The 18,264-nt window shown below is 63.9% G+C and carries 16 protein-coding genes, 2 tRNA genes and 1 pseudogene; 15 read left to right on the forward strand and 4 right to left on the reverse strand.

The genetic code is table 11. The annotated features are described in order from the left end of the window. Positions 1–120: 120 nt before the first annotated feature. The gene (gene thrC / locus CSQ87_RS01320) at positions 121–1,605 is read right to left on the reverse strand and encodes a threonine synthase (protein WP_100512053.1); all 1,485 of its coding nucleotides are present in this window, start codon (positions 1,603–1,605) and stop codon (positions 121–123) included. A 291-nt stretch (positions 1,606–1,896) separates the two neighbouring features. Between thrC and glyA the strand changes: the two genes are divergently transcribed. The 11 genes from glyA (at position 1,897) to CSQ87_RS01380 (ending at position 11,759) form a co-directional block, all read left to right on the forward strand. Beyond that, the gene (gene glyA / locus CSQ87_RS01325; protein WP_100512054.1) at positions 1,897–3,201 is read left to right on the forward strand and encodes a serine hydroxymethyltransferase; all 1,305 of its coding nucleotides are present in this window, start codon (positions 1,897–1,899) and stop codon (positions 3,199–3,201) included. Between the two features lie 258 nt (positions 3,202–3,459). After that, positions 3,460–4,755 carry a glutamate-5-semialdehyde dehydrogenase gene (locus CSQ87_RS01335; RefSeq protein ID WP_100512056.1) on the forward strand — a complete coding sequence of 432 codons (1,296 nt, stop codon included), beginning with the start codon at positions 3,460–3,462 and terminating at the stop codon, positions 4,753–4,755. Between the two features lie 52 nt (positions 4,756–4,807). Beyond that, positions 4,808–5,341 (forward strand): phosphoribosylglycinamide synthetase, encoded by a 534-nt coding sequence (locus CSQ87_RS01340; RefSeq protein WP_100512227.1) that lies wholly within the window; start codon positions 4,808–4,810, stop codon positions 5,339–5,341. Positions 5,342–5,391: 50 nt separating this feature from the next. Then, the gene (nadD, locus tag CSQ87_RS01345; protein WP_240541757.1) at positions 5,392–6,042 is read left to right on the forward strand and encodes a nicotinate-nucleotide adenylyltransferase; all 651 of its coding nucleotides are present in this window, start codon (positions 5,392–5,394) and stop codon (positions 6,040–6,042) included. A 71-nt stretch (positions 6,043–6,113) separates the two neighbouring features. Beyond that, positions 6,114–7,127: a ribose-phosphate diphosphokinase gene (locus CSQ87_RS01350; protein WP_165776678.1), complete on the forward strand. Its 1,014-nt coding sequence runs from the start codon at positions 6,114–6,116 to the stop codon at positions 7,125–7,127. Between the two features lie 138 nt (positions 7,128–7,265). Continuing rightward, a tRNA-Gln gene (locus CSQ87_RS01355) sits at positions 7,266–7,336 on the forward strand. Between the two features lie 83 nt (positions 7,337–7,419). Then, entirely contained in the window at positions 7,420–8,802 is a 1,383-nt protein-coding gene (gene glmU / locus CSQ87_RS01360) for a bifunctional UDP-N-acetylglucosamine diphosphorylase/glucosamine-1-phosphate N-acetyltransferase GlmU (protein ID WP_100512228.1), read from the forward strand. A 73-nt stretch (positions 8,803–8,875) separates the two neighbouring features. Next, positions 8,876–9,298, forward strand: coding sequence for a ribosome silencing factor (rsfS, locus tag CSQ87_RS01365; RefSeq protein WP_100512229.1), 423 nt, complete (start codon positions 8,876–8,878; stop codon positions 9,296–9,298). Position 9,299: 1 nt separating this feature from the next. Then, positions 9,300–10,061, forward strand: a complete 762-nt coding sequence (locus tag CSQ87_RS01370) for a histidine phosphatase family protein (protein ID WP_100512059.1) — start codon at positions 9,300–9,302, stop codon at positions 10,059–10,061. Positions 10,062–10,267: 206 nt separating this feature from the next. After that, on the forward strand, positions 10,268–11,503 hold the full coding sequence (locus tag CSQ87_RS01375) for a hypothetical protein (protein WP_133122314.1): 1,236 nt from the start codon (positions 10,268–10,270) through the stop codon (positions 11,501–11,503). Positions 11,504–11,686: 183 nt separating this feature from the next. Further along, a tRNA-Ala gene (locus CSQ87_RS01380) sits at positions 11,687–11,759 on the forward strand. A 769-nt stretch (positions 11,760–12,528) separates the two neighbouring features. On the opposite strand, the gene CSQ87_RS01385 is transcribed toward CSQ87_RS01380, so the two are convergent. Then, on the reverse strand, positions 12,529–12,879 hold the full coding sequence (locus tag CSQ87_RS01385; RefSeq protein WP_133122315.1) for a hypothetical protein: 351 nt from the start codon (positions 12,877–12,879) through the stop codon (positions 12,529–12,531). A 31-nt stretch (positions 12,880–12,910) separates the two neighbouring features. Further along, positions 12,911–13,435 carry a hypothetical protein gene (locus CSQ87_RS01390; RefSeq protein WP_100512062.1) on the reverse strand — a complete coding sequence of 175 codons (525 nt, stop codon included), beginning with the start codon at positions 13,433–13,435 and terminating at the stop codon, positions 12,911–12,913. 592 nt (positions 13,436–14,027) lie between these two features. Between CSQ87_RS01390 and CSQ87_RS11085 the strand changes: the two are divergent. Continuing rightward, positions 14,028–14,123 (forward strand): annotated as a pseudogene (locus CSQ87_RS11085) (N-6 DNA methylase); the annotation flags it as partial. A 69-nt stretch (positions 14,124–14,192) separates the two neighbouring features. Next, positions 14,193–15,158 (forward strand): virulence RhuM family protein/type II toxin-antitoxin system death-on-curing family toxin, encoded by a 966-nt coding sequence (locus CSQ87_RS01400; RefSeq protein ID WP_100512064.1) that lies wholly within the window; start codon positions 14,193–14,195, stop codon positions 15,156–15,158. Positions 15,159–15,606: 448 nt separating this feature from the next. Here the strand turns inward: CSQ87_RS01400 and CSQ87_RS01405 are convergent, their stop codons facing one another. Then, positions 15,607–15,855: a hypothetical protein gene (locus CSQ87_RS01405; protein WP_100512065.1), complete on the reverse strand. Its 249-nt coding sequence runs from the start codon at positions 15,853–15,855 to the stop codon at positions 15,607–15,609. 383 nt (positions 15,856–16,238) lie between these two features. Here CSQ87_RS01405 and CSQ87_RS01410 point away from each other — a divergent pair, with 383 nt between their 5' ends. Both CSQ87_RS01410 and CSQ87_RS01415 read left to right on the forward strand, forming a co-directional pair. Next, complete coding sequence (locus CSQ87_RS01410; protein ID WP_243388784.1) at positions 16,239–17,063, forward strand: DUF1287 domain-containing protein; 825 nt, start codon at positions 16,239–16,241, stop codon at positions 17,061–17,063. A 239-nt stretch (positions 17,064–17,302) separates the two neighbouring features. Continuing rightward, entirely contained in the window at positions 17,303–18,253 is a 951-nt protein-coding gene (locus CSQ87_RS01415; protein WP_100512066.1) for a magnesium transporter CorA family protein, read from the forward strand. Positions 18,254–18,264 lie beyond the last annotated feature (11 nt).

Raw genomic sequence — 18,264 nt, forward strand, 5'->3', positions numbered from 1 at the left:
GGATTACCTGCCCCTCATCAGTCGGCTGGCGCCGACAGCTTCCCCCGGAGGGGGAAGCCAGAAAGGGATGCATCGGCTGATCGACGCACCCCCTTCGGAGAGATGCTATCTGCCGGTCCGTTATCTTTCGGCGGCGGTGCGGACGTATTCCTCCATGGCGTCGATCTCCACCACGTCGTCGAAGCGCACGTCGGCGGTCTCAAGTCCTCGCAGGGCCGCGGGGGCCGTCGTGCCGGTGGCCTCGGCGAGCACGTCCATGCACTCGAAGTCGGTGCCCGTGGCATCGAGGCCGAGGGACTCGTTCACCACGCGCGGGAACTTGTACGGGCTGGCGGTGCTCAGCAGCACGCGCGGGGTCAGCGGGTCGCGGGGCATCTGCTGCATCACGAAGTAGCCGCAGGCCGTATGGGGGTCGATCACGTAGTGGTTCTTCTCCCAGCAGTCGTGGATCGACTCGCGTACCTGATCCTCGTCGGCCCAGCCGCAGCCGAACAGCGAGCGGATGCGCTTGAGCATCGGCTCGGGCACCTCGAACGCACCCCACTCGTTGAGATCGTTCATCAACATGGAGATCAGACGGGTGTCCTTGTCGGAGAAGTAGTACAGCATGCGCTCCAGATTCGAGGAGACGAGGATGTCCATCGACGGGGAGATCGTCTGGAAGAACGGGCGCTGACGGTTGTAGGTGCCGGAGGTGAGGAAGTCGAACAGCACGTTGTTCTTGTCGCTGGCCACCACCAGATGCTTGACCGGCAGGCCGAGCAGCTTGGCGTAGTAGCCTGCGAGGATGTCGCCGAAGTTGCCGGTCGGCACGGTGAACTCCACCTCGTCGCCCACGTTGATCACCTGATCGGCGAGCAGCTGCGCGTAGGCGGCGAAGTAGTAGACCACCTGCGGCACCAGACGGCCCACGTTGATCGAATTGGCGGAGGAGAGCACGGTGTGGGAGCGGTCGGCCAGCTCGGCGGCGAGATCATGGTCGCCGAAGATGCGCTTGACCGCCGACTGCGCGTCGTCGAAGTTGCCCTTGACCGCGCACACGTTCACGTTGCCTCCGGTCTGCGTGGTCATCTGCAGCTGCTGCACCTGGGAGACCTTGCCTTCCGGGTAGAACACGGTGATCGCCGTGCCCGGTGCGTCGGCGAAGCCCGCCAGAGCGGCCTTGCCGGTGTCGCCGGACGTGGCGGTGAGAATCATGATCCGCTCGTCCTCGTCGCCGCCGGCCGGCGTGGTGCGGGCCATGAACCGGGGCAGGATCTGCAGGGCTACGTCCTTGAACGCGCTGGTCGGACCGTTGAACAGCTCCAGGATGTAGTCGTCGCCCAAGGGCTTGAGCGGGGTGATCGCCGGATCGGACCACTGCTCGCCGTAGGCTTCGCGAATGCAGTCGGCCAGCTCCTCCTCGGTGAAGTCGGGCAGCAGCTTCGCCAGTACCATCTGCGCGATCTGCTGGTACGACTTGCCGGGCAGCGAGGCGATGTCCACATGCTCCTCGCCAAGCGAATCGGAGACGAACAGGCCGCCGTCGTCGGCGATGCCCTTGCGGATCGCCTGCTTGGCGGTCAGAGAATCGGTGGTGCTGCGAGTGCTATGGAAGGTGCTCACGAATTCATCCTTCGGATCGACGGAACGGGGGAGCCATCAAGGCAGAATCCCAGTCTAGTCGCAAGTGTGGGCAGGAAGGGCCTGCCGTCCATCGCCGGACGAGGTCCGTAAGCCGTGGCCACGGAAGGACGCGGTCCCGGAAGGACGCGGTCCAAGGAGCGGATGGTTACGACCATGTAACTAGGCAACGCCTCATACAGCGTCTACACTAGGCGGGGTATGCCCCGGACCGTGACGCCGGCAGGGATCCGGCCCGGCGGGCAAGTACCATCCACACCAAAGGAGACGACCATGGCTTCGCCGCTTGCACAGACCCAAGACGACGCGTTCAACGCGCCGATCGCACAGACCGACCCCGAAATCGCCGAACTGCTCGACGCCGAGCTGCACCGTCAGCAGGGCGGACTGGAGATGATCGCCTCCGAGAACTTCGTCCCGCGCGCCGTGCTGCAGTGCCAGGGCTCCGTGCTCACCAACAAGTACGCCGAGGGCTACCCGGGTCGCCGCTACTACGGCGGCTGCGAGCAGGTCGACAAGATCGAGACCCTCGCCCGCGAGCGCGCCAAGGCCCTGTTCGGCGCCGAATACGCCAACGTGCAGCCCCACTCCGGCGCCCAGGCCAACGCCGCCGTCTACCAGGCACTGGTCAAGCCGGGCGACACCGTGCTCGGCCTCGCACTCGACCACGGCGGCCACCTGACCCACGGCATGAAGATCAACTTCTCCGGCCGCTTCTACCACGCCGAAGCCTACGGCGTGAACCCGGAGACCTTCCGCATCGACCCGGAGATCATCCGCCAGCGCGCGCTGGAGACCCACCCGGCCATGATCATCGGAGGCTGGAGCGCCTACCCGCGCATCGAGGACTTCAAGGCGATGAAGGAGATCGCCGACGAGGTCGGCGCCAAGTTCTGGGTGGATATGGCCCACTTCGCCGGTCTGGTCGCCGCGGGACTGCACCCCAGCCCGGTGCCGTACGCCGACGTGGTGAGCTCCACCGCGCACAAGACCCTCGGCGGCCCCCGCTCCGGCTTCATCCTGGCCCGTCAGGAGTACGCCAAGAAGCTCAACTCCGCCGTGTTCCCCGGCCAGCAGGGCGGTCCGCTCATGCATGTGGTGGCCGGCAAGGCCGTGAGCTTCAAGGTGGCCGGCACCCCCGAGTTCAAGGACCGCATGCAGCGCACGCTCGACGGCGCCAAGATCCTCGCCGACCGTCTGCTCGCCGACGACGTGAAGGCCAACGGCATCTCCGTGCTCACCGGCGGCACCGACGTGCATCTGGTGATGGTCGACCTGCGTAACTCCGAGATGGACGGCAAGCAGGGCGAGGACCTGCTCGCCCAGTGCGGCATCACCATCAACCGCAACACCGTGCCGTTCGATCCGCGCCCGGCCTCCGTGGCCTCCGGTCTGAGGATCGGCACCTCCGCGCTGTCCACCCGCGGCTTCGGACCGGCCGAGTACGAGGAGGTCGCCGACATCATCGGCACCGCGCTCGCCGCCGGAAAGAGCGCCGACGTGGAGGCGCTCAAGGCCCGCGTCGACAAGCTCGTCGAGGACTTCCCGCTGTACCCGGGTCTCGATCAGATCCACTGATCGGTACTGATGGTCTGATCGGCACCGTCTGATCGGCACCGTTCGTCCCGCCGCTCCCGCCGGATCCATGCGATGCGCATGCGATCCGGCGGGAGCGGTTCGTTTTCGGGGGAGCGGACGTATTCGGTTCGCGGACGCCGGTCCTTTGCGTGCCGGGTCGCCGTATGACGGTCCGCTGTGATCCGGATCACGGTCCCGTTGGCCACGAAGTGCCGTGAATGGTCGTCAATCCCGTTTCCCTGAGCTAATCTGAACACTATGACTGATGAACTGAGCGAGAGGACGTTCGCCGCCGTATGCGACATGGCCGACGAGGCCGCATACGCGCAGCGGACGCTGGCGCGGGCCAGTACGGATCTGAAGAACGATCTGCTGCTTGACGTCGCCGGTGCGCTGGAGGCCGGTGCCGCGGGCATCGAGGCGGCGAACGCCGTGGACATGAGCGAGGCGGCGGCCGCGGGGATGAGCGAAGGCCTGCTCGACCGGCTGCGCTTCGATGCGGCCCGCATCCATGCCACCGCCGACGGCGTGCGGAACGTGGTCTCCCTGCCCGATCCGGTGGGCGAGATGGTCCGGGGCAGGAACCTGCCCAACGGCATGCGGCTCAATCAGGTGCGCGTGCCGATCGGCGTGGTCGGCATGATCTACGAGGCTCGGCCCAACGTGACGGTCGACGTGGCGGCACTGTGCCTCAAATCCGGCAACGCGGCGCTGCTGCGGGGCGGTCACGCCGCCCGCCGGACCAACGAGGCCACGCTCTCCGTGATCGCGCAGGTGCTGGCCGACCATGGCTTCGCCTCCTCGCTGGTCGCCAGCGTCGACGCCTACGGACGCGAAGGCGCCACGGCGCTGATGCAGGCGCGCGGGCACGTCGATCTGCTGGTTCCCCGAGGCGGCGCGGGCCTGATCCGTGCCGTGGTCGACAACGCCCGGGTGCCGGTCATCGAAACCGGGGCGGGCAACTGCCACATCTACGTGGATGCCTCCGGCGACCTCGCCAAGGCCCTGCCCATCGTGATCAACGCGAAGACCCAGCGCGTGGGCGTGTGCAACGCGGCGGAGAAGCTGCTCGTGCACCGGGCCGTGGCCGAGGATTTCCTGCCCGTCGTGGCCAACGAGCTCAGCCGGCACGGCGTGACCATCCACGCCGACGATGCGTCCCTCGCCATCATCACCGCGGCCGGCATCGACGATCTGAAGATCGTGCCCGCCGAGGATCGCGACTGGGACACCGAATACCTCGACTACGAGATCGGCATCCGCGTGGTGGACGATCTCGACGCCGCCATCGAGCACATCAACGCGCATTCCACGGGGCACACCGAGGCGATCGTCTCGGAGGACTACTCGGCGATCGAGGAGTTCACCCAGCGCATCGACTCGGCCGTGGTGATGGTCAACGCGTCCACCCGGTTCACGGACGGCGGCATGTTCGGCCTCGGCGCCGAACTGGGCATCTCCACGCAGAAGATGCACGCCCGCGGGCCGATGGGACTGGAGGAGCTCACCACCACCAAGTGGATCGGCTACGGCACCGGACAGGTCCGCCCGTAGACCGCACGAACGCAGGAGGACAACCATGAGCGAGAAGATCGAGGAGAAGAGCATGGGCGGCGAGACGACGAACGGCGACGGGAGCGGGCTGTGGCTGCGCATCACCGCCGAACGGCTGAGCCTGGTGCGCTACGTGTTCCTGGTGCAGATCGAGGACGGCATCCCCACGGCGGACCAGCGTTCCGCACTGGAGTACGCCGACGCCGTGCTGATCGGGTGGCCGGACGCCGACGCCCCCGACGTGGTGGCGCTCGACGAGCGTCAGAGCCACGACGCCGAAGGCCATGTGCGGGTGATGGAGGAGTACATCGACAAGTTCCGCGACTGCGAGCGCGGGGCGGACATCGACGGCATGACCGACATCCTGATCCGCATTTCCGAGCGGGTGGCCGAGATCCGCAAGCTGTTCCAGCCCGACTTCCCCCTGCCCACCTTCGCGGAGATCCGCCGCGTGGTGCAGGACGAGTGGGACGAGGACATGGGCAAGATCGACCCCCATGCCTCGGGGACGGCCAGCGAGATGGAGCATGAGACTCTGGCCGAGGACATCGAGCACGAGCAGCGTGACGCGGAGGCGGGGGCATGAGCGATTCCACTCCGCTGGCGAGCAGTCGCACGCCCCTCGAGTCCCGCACGATGTCGGAGCTCGGCGGCGCGCAGATGCCGTTCCGACGGCCGTCCGCGCGCGGCAACCATCACGCCGTGCCGCGCATCGGCATCATGGGCGGCACCTTCGATCCGATCCACAACGGGCACCTGGTGGCCGCCTCCGAGGTCTCGTGGGTGTACGACCTCGACGAGGTGATCTTCGTGCCCACCGGACGCCCGGTGTTCAAGCTCGACAAGTCGGTGACCAACGCCGAGGACCGGTATCTGATGACCGTGATCGCCACGGCGTCCAATCCGAAGTTCACGGTGTCCCGCGTCGACATCGACCGGCCCGGCGTCACCTACACCATCGACACGCTGCGCGACATCCGCGCGGCCCGGCCGGACGCCGAACTGTTCTTCATCACCGGCGCCGACGCGGTGGCCGAGATCATGCGGTGGAAGGATGCCGAGGAGATGCTGCGGCTGGCCCATTTCGTGGCCGTGTCGCGTCCCGGATACTCCTCGGACCTGCGCAAGCTCGACGTGCCGACCCGGTCGGTCGACATGCTGGAGATCCCGGCGCTGGCCATTTCCTCCACCGACGTGCGCCGGCGCAGCGAGCAGGGCGAGCCGGTGTGGTATCTCGTGCCCGACGGCGTGGTGCAGTACATCTCGAAACACGGACTGTACCGATAGGGCCGAACTGTCGTAATCGGTGGGTAGACTGACGGATTGTCAACAAACCAACACACACGTTTGGAGATACGGTGAGCGCAATCCTCGAAGGAAAGCCCGATAAGAATCTTATTCTGGTGACCGGAAGGGCCCATCCGAAGCTGGCGGCGGACGTCGCCGACCAGCTGGGCATCGATGTTCTGGAAACCACCGCCTACGATTTCGCGAACGGTGAGATGTACGTTCGCTACACCGAATCGGTTCGAGGAGCCGACGTGTTCGTGCTGCAGAGCCACACCACGCCGATCAACAAGTGGATCATGGAGCAGCTCATCATGATCGACGCCGCCAAGCGCGCGTCCGCCCGCTCCATCACCGCGGTGTGCCCGATGCTCGGATACTCCCGTCAGGACAAGAAGCACCGCGGCCGCGAGCCCATCTCCTGCCGTCTGATCTTCGATCTGCTCGCCACCGCCGGCGCCGACCGCGTGATGAGCGTGGATCTGCACGCCGCCCAGTCCCAGGGCTTCTTCGACGGCCCCGTCGACCATCTGATCGCCATGCCGGTGCTGGTGGACTACGTGCGTGACCGTCTCGAGCTCGACAACGTGATCGTGGTCTCTCCGGACGCCGGTCGCATCAAGGTTGCCGAGCAGTGGGCCCAGCGCCTCGGCGGCGGCCCTCTGGCGTTCGTGCACAAGACCCGTGACATCACCCGCCCGAACCAGGCCGTGGCCAACCGCGTCGTCGGCGACGTCCGCGGCAAGGACTGCGTGCTGGTCGACGATCTCATCGACACCGCAGGCACCATCGCCGGCGCCTGCAAGGTGCTCAAGGAGGCCGGCGCGAAGTCGATCACCGTGGCCGCCACGCACGGCGTGCTGTCCGACCCGGCCGTCGAACGGCTGAAGAACTGCGGCGCCCGCGAGGTCGTGCTCACCGACACCGTGCCGATCCCGCAGGAGAAGCGCTGGGACGGCCTGACCGTGCTGTCCATCGCCCCGCTGCTGGCCAGCGCGATCCGCGAGGTGTTCAACGACGGCTCCGTGGCCGAGCTGTTCGACACCTACCCGACCCACCACGGTCAGGGATTCCTCTTCGCATGATCGTCGCGTGATCGGAACCACGGTTCGGTCAAGGCTTCGCGGTCGTGGCCGAACCGTTGCGGGCGAAGCCGTGCCGGTCTTCGCGTGACATATTCGCGGGGTCATGGCATAATAAACACTCGGCGGTTTCGCCGCCGTTCCCCCATGGTGTAATGGCAGCACACGGGTCTTTGGAACCCTTTGTCTTGGTTCGAGTCCAGGTGGGGGAGCTTGGAGAGTGCCGGTTGCGCTCGGATGACGCCTCATCCGGCTGCGCGACCGGCTTTTTCGTTATGAAAGGATTGTGATCACCATGGCATTCAGCGCGGCGATCGTGCTCGCGGCGGGCGAAGGCACCCGCATGAAGTCCGCCGACCCGAAGGTGCTGCATACGCTGGCCGGCAAGACGTTCCTCAACAGGGTGATCGACGCCATCCGCGCCCTCGACCCCGAAGTGCTGTCCGTGGTGGTGCACTATCAGGCCGAACGCGTGGCCGCCGCCGCCAAGTCGTACGACGAGGACGTAACCATCGTCAACCAGGACGACGTGCCCGGCACGGGACGCGCGGTGCAGTGCGCCATGGACCAGCTCTCCCGGGGCGGCGAGCTCAACGGGTCGGTGCTCATCGCGGCCTCCGACATGCCGCTGCTCGACACCGAGACCCTGCGTAGCCTCATGGACTTCCACGCCAACTCGGGCAACTCTGCCACCGTGCTCACCACCATCCTCGACGACCCCACCGGCTACGGGCGCATCATCCGCGATTCCGAGGGCCATGTGCTGCGCATCGTCGAGCAGAAGGACGCCAACTCCTCCGAGCTGGCCGTGCGCGAGGTGAACACCTCCGTGTACGTGTTCGACGCCCATGTGCTCGCCCAGGCCATCGCCGGCCTCGACGACGACAACGCGCAGGGCGAGTTCTACCTGACCGACGCGCTGGAGAAGGCCAAGGAGTTCGGCGGCGTGGGCGCCTACGCGGCCCCCGACGCGCTGGCCGTGCAGGGCGTGAACGACCGCGTGCAGCTGGCCCGTCTGGCCAAGGCGCACAACCGGCGTGTGTGCGAGCGCTGGATGCGCGACGGCGTGACGATCCTCGACCCGGATACCACGTGGATCGAGGACGACGTGCGTCTCGCCCAGGACGTGACCGTCCTGCCCGGCAGCTTCCTGCAGGGCCACACCGTGGTGGCGTCCGGCGCCGTGGTCGGCCCGTACACCACGCTGATCGACGCCGTGATCGACGCCGACGCCCACGTCGAGCGCTCCCGCGTGCAGGGCACGCACATCGGCCGCGCCGCCAACATCGGCCCGTGGACTTACCTGCGTCCCGGCAACGATCTGGGCGAGGAGACCAAGGCCGGCGCGTTCGTGGAGATGAAGAAGGCACACATCGACCGTGGCACCAAGGTGCCGCACCTGAGCTACGTAGGTGACGCGCACATCGGCGAACACACCAACATCGGCGGCGGCACCATCACCGCCAACTACGACGGCGTGAACAAGCACCACACCGAGATCGGCTCGAACGTGCACGTGGGCGCGGGCAACATGTTCGTGGCCCCGGTCGTCGTGGGCGACGGGGCGACCACCGGCGCCGGCTCGGTGATCCGGCATGAGGTGGCGGAGAACACCGCCGTGTACTCCGAGAACACGCAACATGTGATCGAGGGCTGGCAGCCGCCGACCAAGGACTGAGCTCCGGCACGGGATTTCCCGGCATCGTCAGTCTCAGCATCAACGTTCAGCATCAACGAAGGAAAGGATGTCCGTGACCGCATCACAGGATTCGATCGACTCCATTCGCGTCGCCGCGCAGGCGGCCGACTCCATCAAGGCCATGGACATCGTGGCCTTCGACGTGTCCGAACCGCTCGGCATCACCGACGCGTTCCTGATCGCCTCCGGCTCGTCGGACCGGCACGTGGTGTCCATCGCCGACGAGATCGAACGTCGGCTCGCCGAACTGCGGGGCGTCAAGCCGCTGACCAGCGAGGGCCGGGATCAGGGGCAGTGGGTGCTGCTTGACTACGGTGACTTCGTGGTGCATGTGATGTACCGCGAGACCCGCGAATACTACGATCTGGAACGCCTGTGGCAGGACTGCCCGACGATCGACCTCGGTCTCGAGCATCCGGAGCATGCCGAGGCCGAGCGTACCGATGCCGAGCCGGCCGTGGACGAGGCCGAGTGACATGGCGGGAACGGTTGGGATCGCCGGCGCCGATCGGGATCATGCCGTCGTGCGTCACGTCCGTTCGATCACGCTGATCCGTCACGGCAGGACCGCGTACAATGCCGAGGGCCGGTTGCAGGGGCAGTCCGACATCCCACTGGACGACACCGGACTGTGGCAGGTGGAGCAGGCCGGCATCGCCCTGCGTCACCTGTACGTGGACGGTGCCGGGCAGGGGCGCCGGCAGGTGGTCGTCAGCTCCGATCTGACCCGCGCCCGGCAGAGCGCCCACGCGTTCGCCGATCCGCTGCATCTGGAGGTGCACGCCGACGAGCGGGTGCGCGAACGCAACTTCGGCGAATGGGAGGGCATGACCCTGCACGACATCCGCGAACGCTGGCCCGAGGACTACGCCGAGTGGGTCGAATTCCGCGGCGGCGAGATGGCTCACGGGGCCGAGGATAAGCGGGCCGTCGGAGCCCGCGGCGTCGAAGCGCTGGAGGACTGGGCCGGCCGATACGGTTCGGACGTCGATCTGTTCGTGTTCTCACACGGCGCGTGGATCTCGCAGACCCTGCAGACCCTGATCGGGCTGAGCGAGGTCCACCCGGACTTCGCCGGACTCATGTCGATGCGCAACGCCCACTGGGCGCGGCTGATACCGCTGGACCGGGCCGACGGTGATGGCACTGTCGGTGCCATTCGTTGGCGGCTCGCGGCGTTCAACATGGGTCCCGCCATCGCCCAGTCCACGGGCTGGGAGGACCCCCGTCTGCCCTGACCGCCCACCCTGATCATCTGAACGTTCGACGCCGGTGCATTACGCCGGCGTCGAACGATTTGTAGGAAGCGTGTGACGGTTTGGCCTCTCGCCGCGGGAATTCACAGAATGGTCAGAAAACACGCATACCGTATCCTGCGAAACGACTATACATATCACTCGGTTTAAGGGAGCAAGTGTTCAAGAAGTACTTTAAGAACATATCCGTGGTGCCCGTCACTGCAGGTGCGCTCGCCGCGGTCACCTCGCTTCTGCTGTCTGCGAAGATCGGTCTTGCCGGCTCGCTCATCGGCACGGCCGTCGGCTCGGTGATCTCCGCCGTCTCGTCCCAGATCTATCAGAACGTGATGAAGGAGACCGGAAAGAAGATTCAGGAGAAAGTGGAGTTGGTAACCGGTTCGGACTCGAAGTCCGACGAGGAGAACCAGTCCAGAACGCCGCGTGTGGCCGGATCGTCCGGTGCGGCGGCGTTGGAGGCGGAATCCACCGTCGCCATGCCCGCCGTGGGGGAGACCTCCGGCGTCGCGGGCGCCACCGATGGGCGGACCACGACGATGCCCGCACTGAACGGCGTCGCTGGCACGGCCGGGTCCGTGGATGCGGCCGCGCGATCCGGCGAGACGACGGCCATGCCGGCCATTGCCGGTGCGGCCGGCGGAACCGGTGACGAGACCAGGATTCTGGGCAATGCCGCAGACGAGGCCGACGGCACCCGCGTGATGCCCGCCATCGCGGGCGCGCAGGCCGCAGGAACCTCGGCCGCGGCGAAGCATGGCGGCCATGCCGCCGGCCACGTCAGCACCGTGCACATCGGCGGAGCGAAGACTCCGGTCAACCGCAAGGCGCTCATCGTCACGATCGTCAGCGCGCTGATCGCCGTTGGCGCCACCGCCGGCGTGGTGCTGGCCCTGACCAACGGCGAAGGCACCGACGACGTGGTGAAGAACATCGTCGCACCCACGACGAGCCGGACCGTGCGCACGCCATCGGCTACGCCCACCACGACCACGCCGAGCCAGCAGGCCACGCAGGACGCGACGCCCACGCCGCAGTCCACGTCGACCGACGGCACGTCGACCGACACTGGCACCGACGGCACCACGTCGAACGACGGCACTTCCGGCACGTCGGGCACCACCGGCACCGACGGCACGTCCGACGGCGCCGGAAGCGATGGCTCGTCCTCGACCGGCAACGGCACGTCCGGCACCACTGGTGGCTCGACCTCCGGCAATTCGGGAACGTCGAGCAACTCCGGCACCACGTCGGGCGGCACGTCGGGCAATGGCTCGACCTCCGAAGGCGGCACGTCCTCCGACTCCGGCACCACCGGTGATTCGGGCTCGTCGTCCACCAACTCCGGTTCGACCTCCGGCACCACGTCGGGATCGACCGGTTCGGGCGGCAGCTCAAGCGGCAGCGGGTCGACCACGGTCCAGTGAGGATCCAGTGACACCGTGAACGGCATGATCCAGCGAGTCGCCGCATGACGCGAAAACCGCGCCATTGCAGGCGACTCGCCGAGGATTGCGTGAATGGGCTTCATGTTGTAACCTATCTCAGGTCCGCACGGGACCGGCCGAAAGGCTCGGCGATCGTGCATCCGACAGGGCTATATGGCTCTTGGGGCTATGGCGCAGCTGGTAGCGCATCTCCATGGCATGGAGGGGGTCGGGGGTTCGAATCCCCCTAGCTCCACAGACAGGGTTTCGGGCACACGCCCGAAGCCCTTTTTTGTTTTCCGCCTTAAAGTCTGCCTGTGCCGGCGGAGCCTCCTCCCTGCCTTCCCCTCGAGGGGAAGGTGTCCGGCGAAGTCGGACGGATGAGGTGATGGGGATGCAGTTCATCATTGGTGCGCAATGTATTGGCTAAACCGATTCTAGGGATATCGGTCAAAACGTGTATGTCCTCTAGGTCATAGGCCGTATGTCCGCTAGGTCATAGGCCAACGATGGGATCATAACCCCAATTGGCGTCCGGCCGTGTGCGCAGGGGCGTGACTGGGTGCGTCGGAGGTGTGACCGGGTGCGGGATACGTCACTGGGTGCGGGCGCACCGAGTGACAGGGCGTGAGAAACGTTGAAATCGCAGGGGGTTGGGCAGAGGCGTGACCAGGTGCGCCCGCACCCAGTGACACCATCCGCCTCCAGTCACGCATGATCCTCGCCCAGTCACGCACGACCCGCACCGCGTGACGCACCATCCGCACCGAGTGACGCGTTGAGGACGAACCGAAAGTTTCGACATCCGCATACAGCCCGGCGAAGCACGGGGTGTAGACCAAATGTGTGTTCGGTAGTCCGGTCGTCTGATCATTATTGCGACCTATGGCCTTGCCGCCGCTGAACGCCGACGCCGTTGTCGTTCCTGTTGCCTGAATGAAGTCTGTTTGACTGCCCTCAGTCTCAGCCAGCGGGTCGTCATCGTCGTTACGGTTCGGTGTTGTGGAAGGACTATGTTCTTTTTCTCATAGTTCGATGACGATGCCGGTGTTGTATCGGATGGCTCTTTGGGCGTAGTTGAGGAGGTGGCGGTAGATGTCGGCGAGTCGTGGGGTGATGGGCTGGGTGAGTCGCGTTTCGAGCCATGCGGCGAGGAGCCTGCATTGGTCGGGGTTGAAGAAGTCGACGTCGCCGTAGCCGAGGGTGGTGCCGCATACGCGGTTGACGGGGTCGGTGAAGTCCTCGTTCATCGGATCGCGATCCGACTCACGCATCCGATACAGTTCGACATGTTCGTCGGATCGCATCGGACGGGAGGGAATGTTCCCGTAATATGAGGTGACGTTGTCGAAGTCGTGGAACAATGCCGCTTCCATGGTCACATGTTCTTTCTTGCGTCCTCTGGCTTCATTGATCCTTCCTCTCGGAATTTGCGGTCGAGGTGTTTGATTCATTGGCCGTGCCGGTGTCGTCGTCAGCTTCGCGTTGGCGCCAGCGTTCGACGGCAGCGATCATTTTGGGGTCGGCTTCCGCTGCGTAGTATGGATGATAGTAGATGTTCGCTTCTGGGCAGCCCGATGCGGGTAGGATGCTGATGCACAGATCGTCAAGGGCGCGTGCGGCGTCGTACGGGGCTTTTCTGAATCCAGCCTTGTAGTAGAGGTATCCGAGAAAGTCGTACGGATCGGGGACCGGTTTTTTGTTCCAATCGAGTCCCTCGTAGCGGAATGCCACACGAGCGATGTCATCTGGGTTTTTGCATTCGGTCTGCACGTAGTGGAAGAACTCCCGCCTGACAGCATCCCAACCATATTCGTCCACAAGGTGTGCGGTTCGTTTCTCCAATGCATACCATTCGTCATAAGGCATAGAGTTGTGGTCGGCGTCGAAGAATTCTCTGATACGGTTTTCAAGATTGTGGTTGTTGCTCATTTCTTCCTCCAGACGAAGTCCTTGCTGAACAGTTTGCGGTTCTTATCGTAAATTGAATCCCGGGGCTGCCATGTAGAGTTGGAGGACCTTGGCCGGCAGTGCACAATGCAGGCTGAAACCATTCTTGCGAACAAGGCCAACATTAGGCAAACAATAGCCTTGGAACTCTGAAGAAGAAATAGGATATGATCACGACGATCTTATTGAGACTGAGCTGAATGATGCTTCGAATGAAACGGAGCGAACCATGCGGAGGCCTTCTCATATCGCTTGTTGCGCTCGTTCGATTTCCGCGGGTGTTTGACCACCCTCAGTCATGCTGCGCATGACAGCTCCCGATAGCGGTGGAGTCAGAATACGTGTCTGCCGTTCCGATGATATGTACCACCGTCAGCGGACAAATCGCCGACGCTGTCGTCACCGGTTGAAGCCGCGGCATCACGGTACAATCGGTGCATTGCGGTTGGATCATGCATCGGGAACGGCCGCGTGGTCAGGTGAAGGAGCGGATATGCCGGCATCGGGGAACAGGGAATCGCAGCGCGCCGAACTGCATAAGGCCATCTGGGGCATCGCCGACGAGGTTCGCGGCGCCGTGGACTCGGTCGTCCAACTGCCCGCCAACCTGTTCTTCGGCGTGACCATCGCCACCTGCGTCATCGTGCTCAGCAAGCACAAGACCGACGACATCGTCAAACGTCAGACTGAACTGCGCGAACAGATCGACGCCATCGTTGCGGACCTGGAGGCCTGAACGATGGGTACCAACGATATCGAACTCTACCGGTCCGACGACGGCTCGGTGCAGCTGGAGGTCAATGTGCGGGGCGATACCGTGTGGTTGTCGCGTGACCAGATGGCGGAGCTATTTGGGCGCAATAAGTCGACCATATCCAGGCATGTCAGGAACGTATTCGACGAAGGGGAGCTGAATCACGATGAGTCAGTTGTTGCAAAATTTGCAACAACTGCCGCTGACGGTAAGACCTACATGGTCGATTACTACAATCTTGACGTCGTCATATCGGTCGGGTATCGGGTGAAGTCGCAGCGAGGCGTGCAGTTCCGCCGCTGGGCCACCAGTGTGCTGCGCCGGTATCTGATGGAGGGGTACGCCGTCAACGAGCGCCGTCTGAACCAGTTGGAGAAGGTCGTCAAAGTGCTGGCCCGCAGTGACGACCGACTCGCCTCCGGCATCGCCGACGTGGTGTCGAGCTACCTGCCGGGGCTGAACATGCTCCGCGATTATGATGCGCATGCCCTCGATCCGAAGCCCCTGACAGCACCGGTCTGGGAGTTCACGGTCGCGGACGCCCGCGTCATGGCGGATCGGTTGCGGAAGGAGTATCCCGACGACACGCTCCTTGGGCAGGAACGCGGGGATGCGCTCGAACGCATCATCGGCGCCGTGTATCAGAGCTTCGCGGGGCAGGATTTGTATCCGACCGTGGAGGAGAAGGCCGCCCACCTGCTGTATTTCATCGTGAAGGACCATCCTTTCGCCGACGGTAACAAGCGTATGGCCGCAGCCGCGTTCGTCAGCTTCCTCGAAGGGAACGACGCGGCGTTCGGGAAGGATGGAGGCCCTGTCATCACCAATAACGATCTCGTGGCCATCACGCTGCTGATTGCGGTGAGCGACCCCGGCGAGAAGGACCTCATGATCGACTTGGTGGAACGAATGCTGACGGTGAGGGAGGACGACGATGAGCAGCAGGATTGATGAGATGATCGCGCGACTCTGTCTGGATGGGGGTCGTTGAAGTCAAATTGGTGGTTGCTGCTTCCAGCGGTGACCCGGTCTCCCGACCCGTTGTCGTGTTTTGTGTCTCAAGCCAGAGGCCTTTGGTATACAGGGTGAGGATCTTGTCGTCGATGGTCTTGTCATTATCTCGATGACGGAGCCAATTGTGATATGCGGTGAGTGCTCTCATCGCGCAATCCCGTGAAACGTTAAATCGTTCGGCTATCTCCTGAACCGTGCAGAGACGAAGTTCATGGATAAGCACTGGTGGAACCAGCATGTAACCGCCCCCGAAATCGGTATCGTCATCGAATCGGGCCATTGGATCCCTTCCTTCTTGTCATGCGATTGCTTCCAATCGAAACCATGTCATCGGTATTCATCAATGAATAATCCGGTTGATGTCGTAAAGGGGAGGGCCCTGTTCTTAGAGTTCGATGACGATGCCGGTGTTGTATCGGATGGCTCTTTGGGCGTAGTCGAGGAGGTGGCGGTAGATGTCGGCGAGTCGTGGGGTGATGGGTTGGTTGAGTCGCGCTTCGAGCCATGCGGCGAGGAGCCTGCATTGGCGGGGGTCGAAGAAGTCGACGTCGCCGTAGCCGAGGGTGGTGCCGCATATGCGGTTGACGGGGTCGGTGAAGTCCTCGTCCATCGGATCGCGATCCGACTCACGCATCCGATATACCTCGATCTGCGAGGGTGGGCAGTCGATTCGTTGTGGAATCCTATGCCAGAATTCAACGTCGTCGAAATCGTGGAACAAAGTGGCGCGCATGATGCTGCATGTCCTTTCCCTTAAGGATTTTGAAATGGTTTTCGCGTTCTTCCTTGCTGGGCTTTCCCTCCAGTGTGACGAACATTCCTGCCTTCATTGTCAACTATCCCCAGTCTCGTCTCAGACGATCCAGTCCCGCCAGCGGCGCATTTCCTGACGGCATTCGATCTTCCTGATGCGTATCGATCGCCCTCATCAGTCAGCCTTCGGCTGCCAGCTTCCCCCAAAGGGGGAAGCCTGAGGCGAGGCCGTGCGCATGGAGCCAATTGGCTAGCATGAACGGTATGGAACACTTACGACATCCTGATTCCCATAGCCGCGACGGCCATCGTTCCGGCGTCTGCGGGGGAGCGCGCGGTCCGTGGATTATCGCCGCCCTCATCGCGTTGATCCTGTTGCTGGCGGTCGGCATGGTCGGCGCCATGATTCTGTGGCATGGACGATCGTCCGGAATCCTCGCCGGATCGTCGGCGGGCTCCACCGCCGTACCGTCCGAGTCCGCGATCACGGTGGCGAACATCCGCTCCTCATCGGACTACAACCATAACGGGATCGACGACTACACGGATATCGTCCGGGGAGCGCGCGCCGAAGCCAAGGTCCACCCCACCTACGATGACGGCTACTATCAGGGCGGGTATCCTCCCGAAGGCCGGGGTGCGTGCACCGATCTCGTGGAGCATGCGTTCCGGGCCGCGGGCTTCGATCTCAAGGCCATGGTGGACGCGGACATCGCTTCGCATCCCGAACACTATCCCGGTCTCACCCGTCCCGACCCCAACATCGACTTCCGCCGGTCCGGCACGCTGGACGGCTTCTTCGGCGCCTACGCCATCCGGCTCACCAACGACATCCGCCCCGGGGACGCGGCGAACCTCGCCCAATGGCAGCCCGGCGACATCGTGATCTTCGACCACACCAAGCACATCGCCGTCGTCTCCGACCGACGCGACGATCGGGGAGTGCCGTACCTGATCCACAACAACCGGCAGAAGGGCGACATGGAGGAGGATTATCTGAGTCGGATCCACCGACGTACCGTGACCTCGCACTACCGGTTCGACGCGAGCCGGATCCCCGCGGACGTCCTCAGGGCATGGCGTGGCTGACGGGACGGATCGCCCGACACCGGATCCGCGAGCCGTATGCCGTCCCCTCACCGTCATCGGATGAACGACGGGTGTCCGGACGGTGACGGGACCGTGCGATGTCCCAGCGGGGACTATCCTTATTGAGGGTTTCGCGGCGAAAAGGACCATGGCACGGCCATGACAGACGGTCCCGCACCGCGCCCGCACATACGAAGGGCCGGAACACGGCATGGCGGATATGAGGCAGGTGATGCACGATGATGAGGACTTTCAGCACCATCAATGGTCAGATCGAACAGATCGAAAAACCCACCCCCGGATCGTGGATATGCCTTAGCGAACCCACCGACGTGGAACTGGCCACCGTCTCCGAGGCCTGCAACATCGATCTGGCCGATCTGCGCGCCCCGCTGGATGACGAGGAGCGCTCGCGTGTGGACGTCGAGGACGACTACACGATGATCATCGTCGACATCCCGACCGTGGAGGAGCGCGGCGGACGCGACTGGTACGAGACCATCCCGTTGTCGATCATCATCGTCGACGACATCATCATCACCGTGTGCATGCAGGACACGCCGGTGCTCCACCCGTTCATGGAGGGCACGATCCGCGGGTTCAACACGTTCATGAAATCCCGGTTCATCCTGCAGATCCTGTACCGCAACGCCACGATGTACCTGCGTTACCTGCGCATCATCGACCGGGAAAGCGACAAGCTCGAACTCAAGCTTCGCCACTCCATGCAGAATCGCGAGATCCTCATGCTGCTCGAACTGAGCAAGACGTTGGTCTACTTCACCACGTCGCTCAAATCGAACGAGATCGTGATGGAGAAGCTCAACACGCTCAGCCGCATCCGGCAGTATCCCGACGATCAGGATCTGCTCGACGACGTGATCATCGAGAACAAGCAGGCCATTGAGATGGCGAACATCTACAGCGGCGTTCTTGCGAACATGACCGACGCCTTCGCCTCGGTGGTGTCCAACAACCTGAACAACGTGATGCGCGTGTTCACCATTATCTCGATCACGCTGTCCATCCCGACGCTGATCTTCTCCATGTACGGCATGAACTTCCAGGAGGGCATGCTCGGCATGCCGTTCACCGGGCATCCGTGGGGCTTCGCGGTGATCATCGTCCTGTCGCTGGTCATTTCCGCGCTGGTGACGTGGTTCCTCACCCGGTCGCGCATGTTCAAGTAGCGGGTGGCCGC

Origin of the sequence: Bifidobacterium simiarum, from assembly GCF_002802905.1 — a bacterium.
Classification (GTDB): domain Bacteria; phylum Actinomycetota; class Actinomycetes; order Actinomycetales; family Bifidobacteriaceae; genus Galliscardovia; species Galliscardovia simiarum.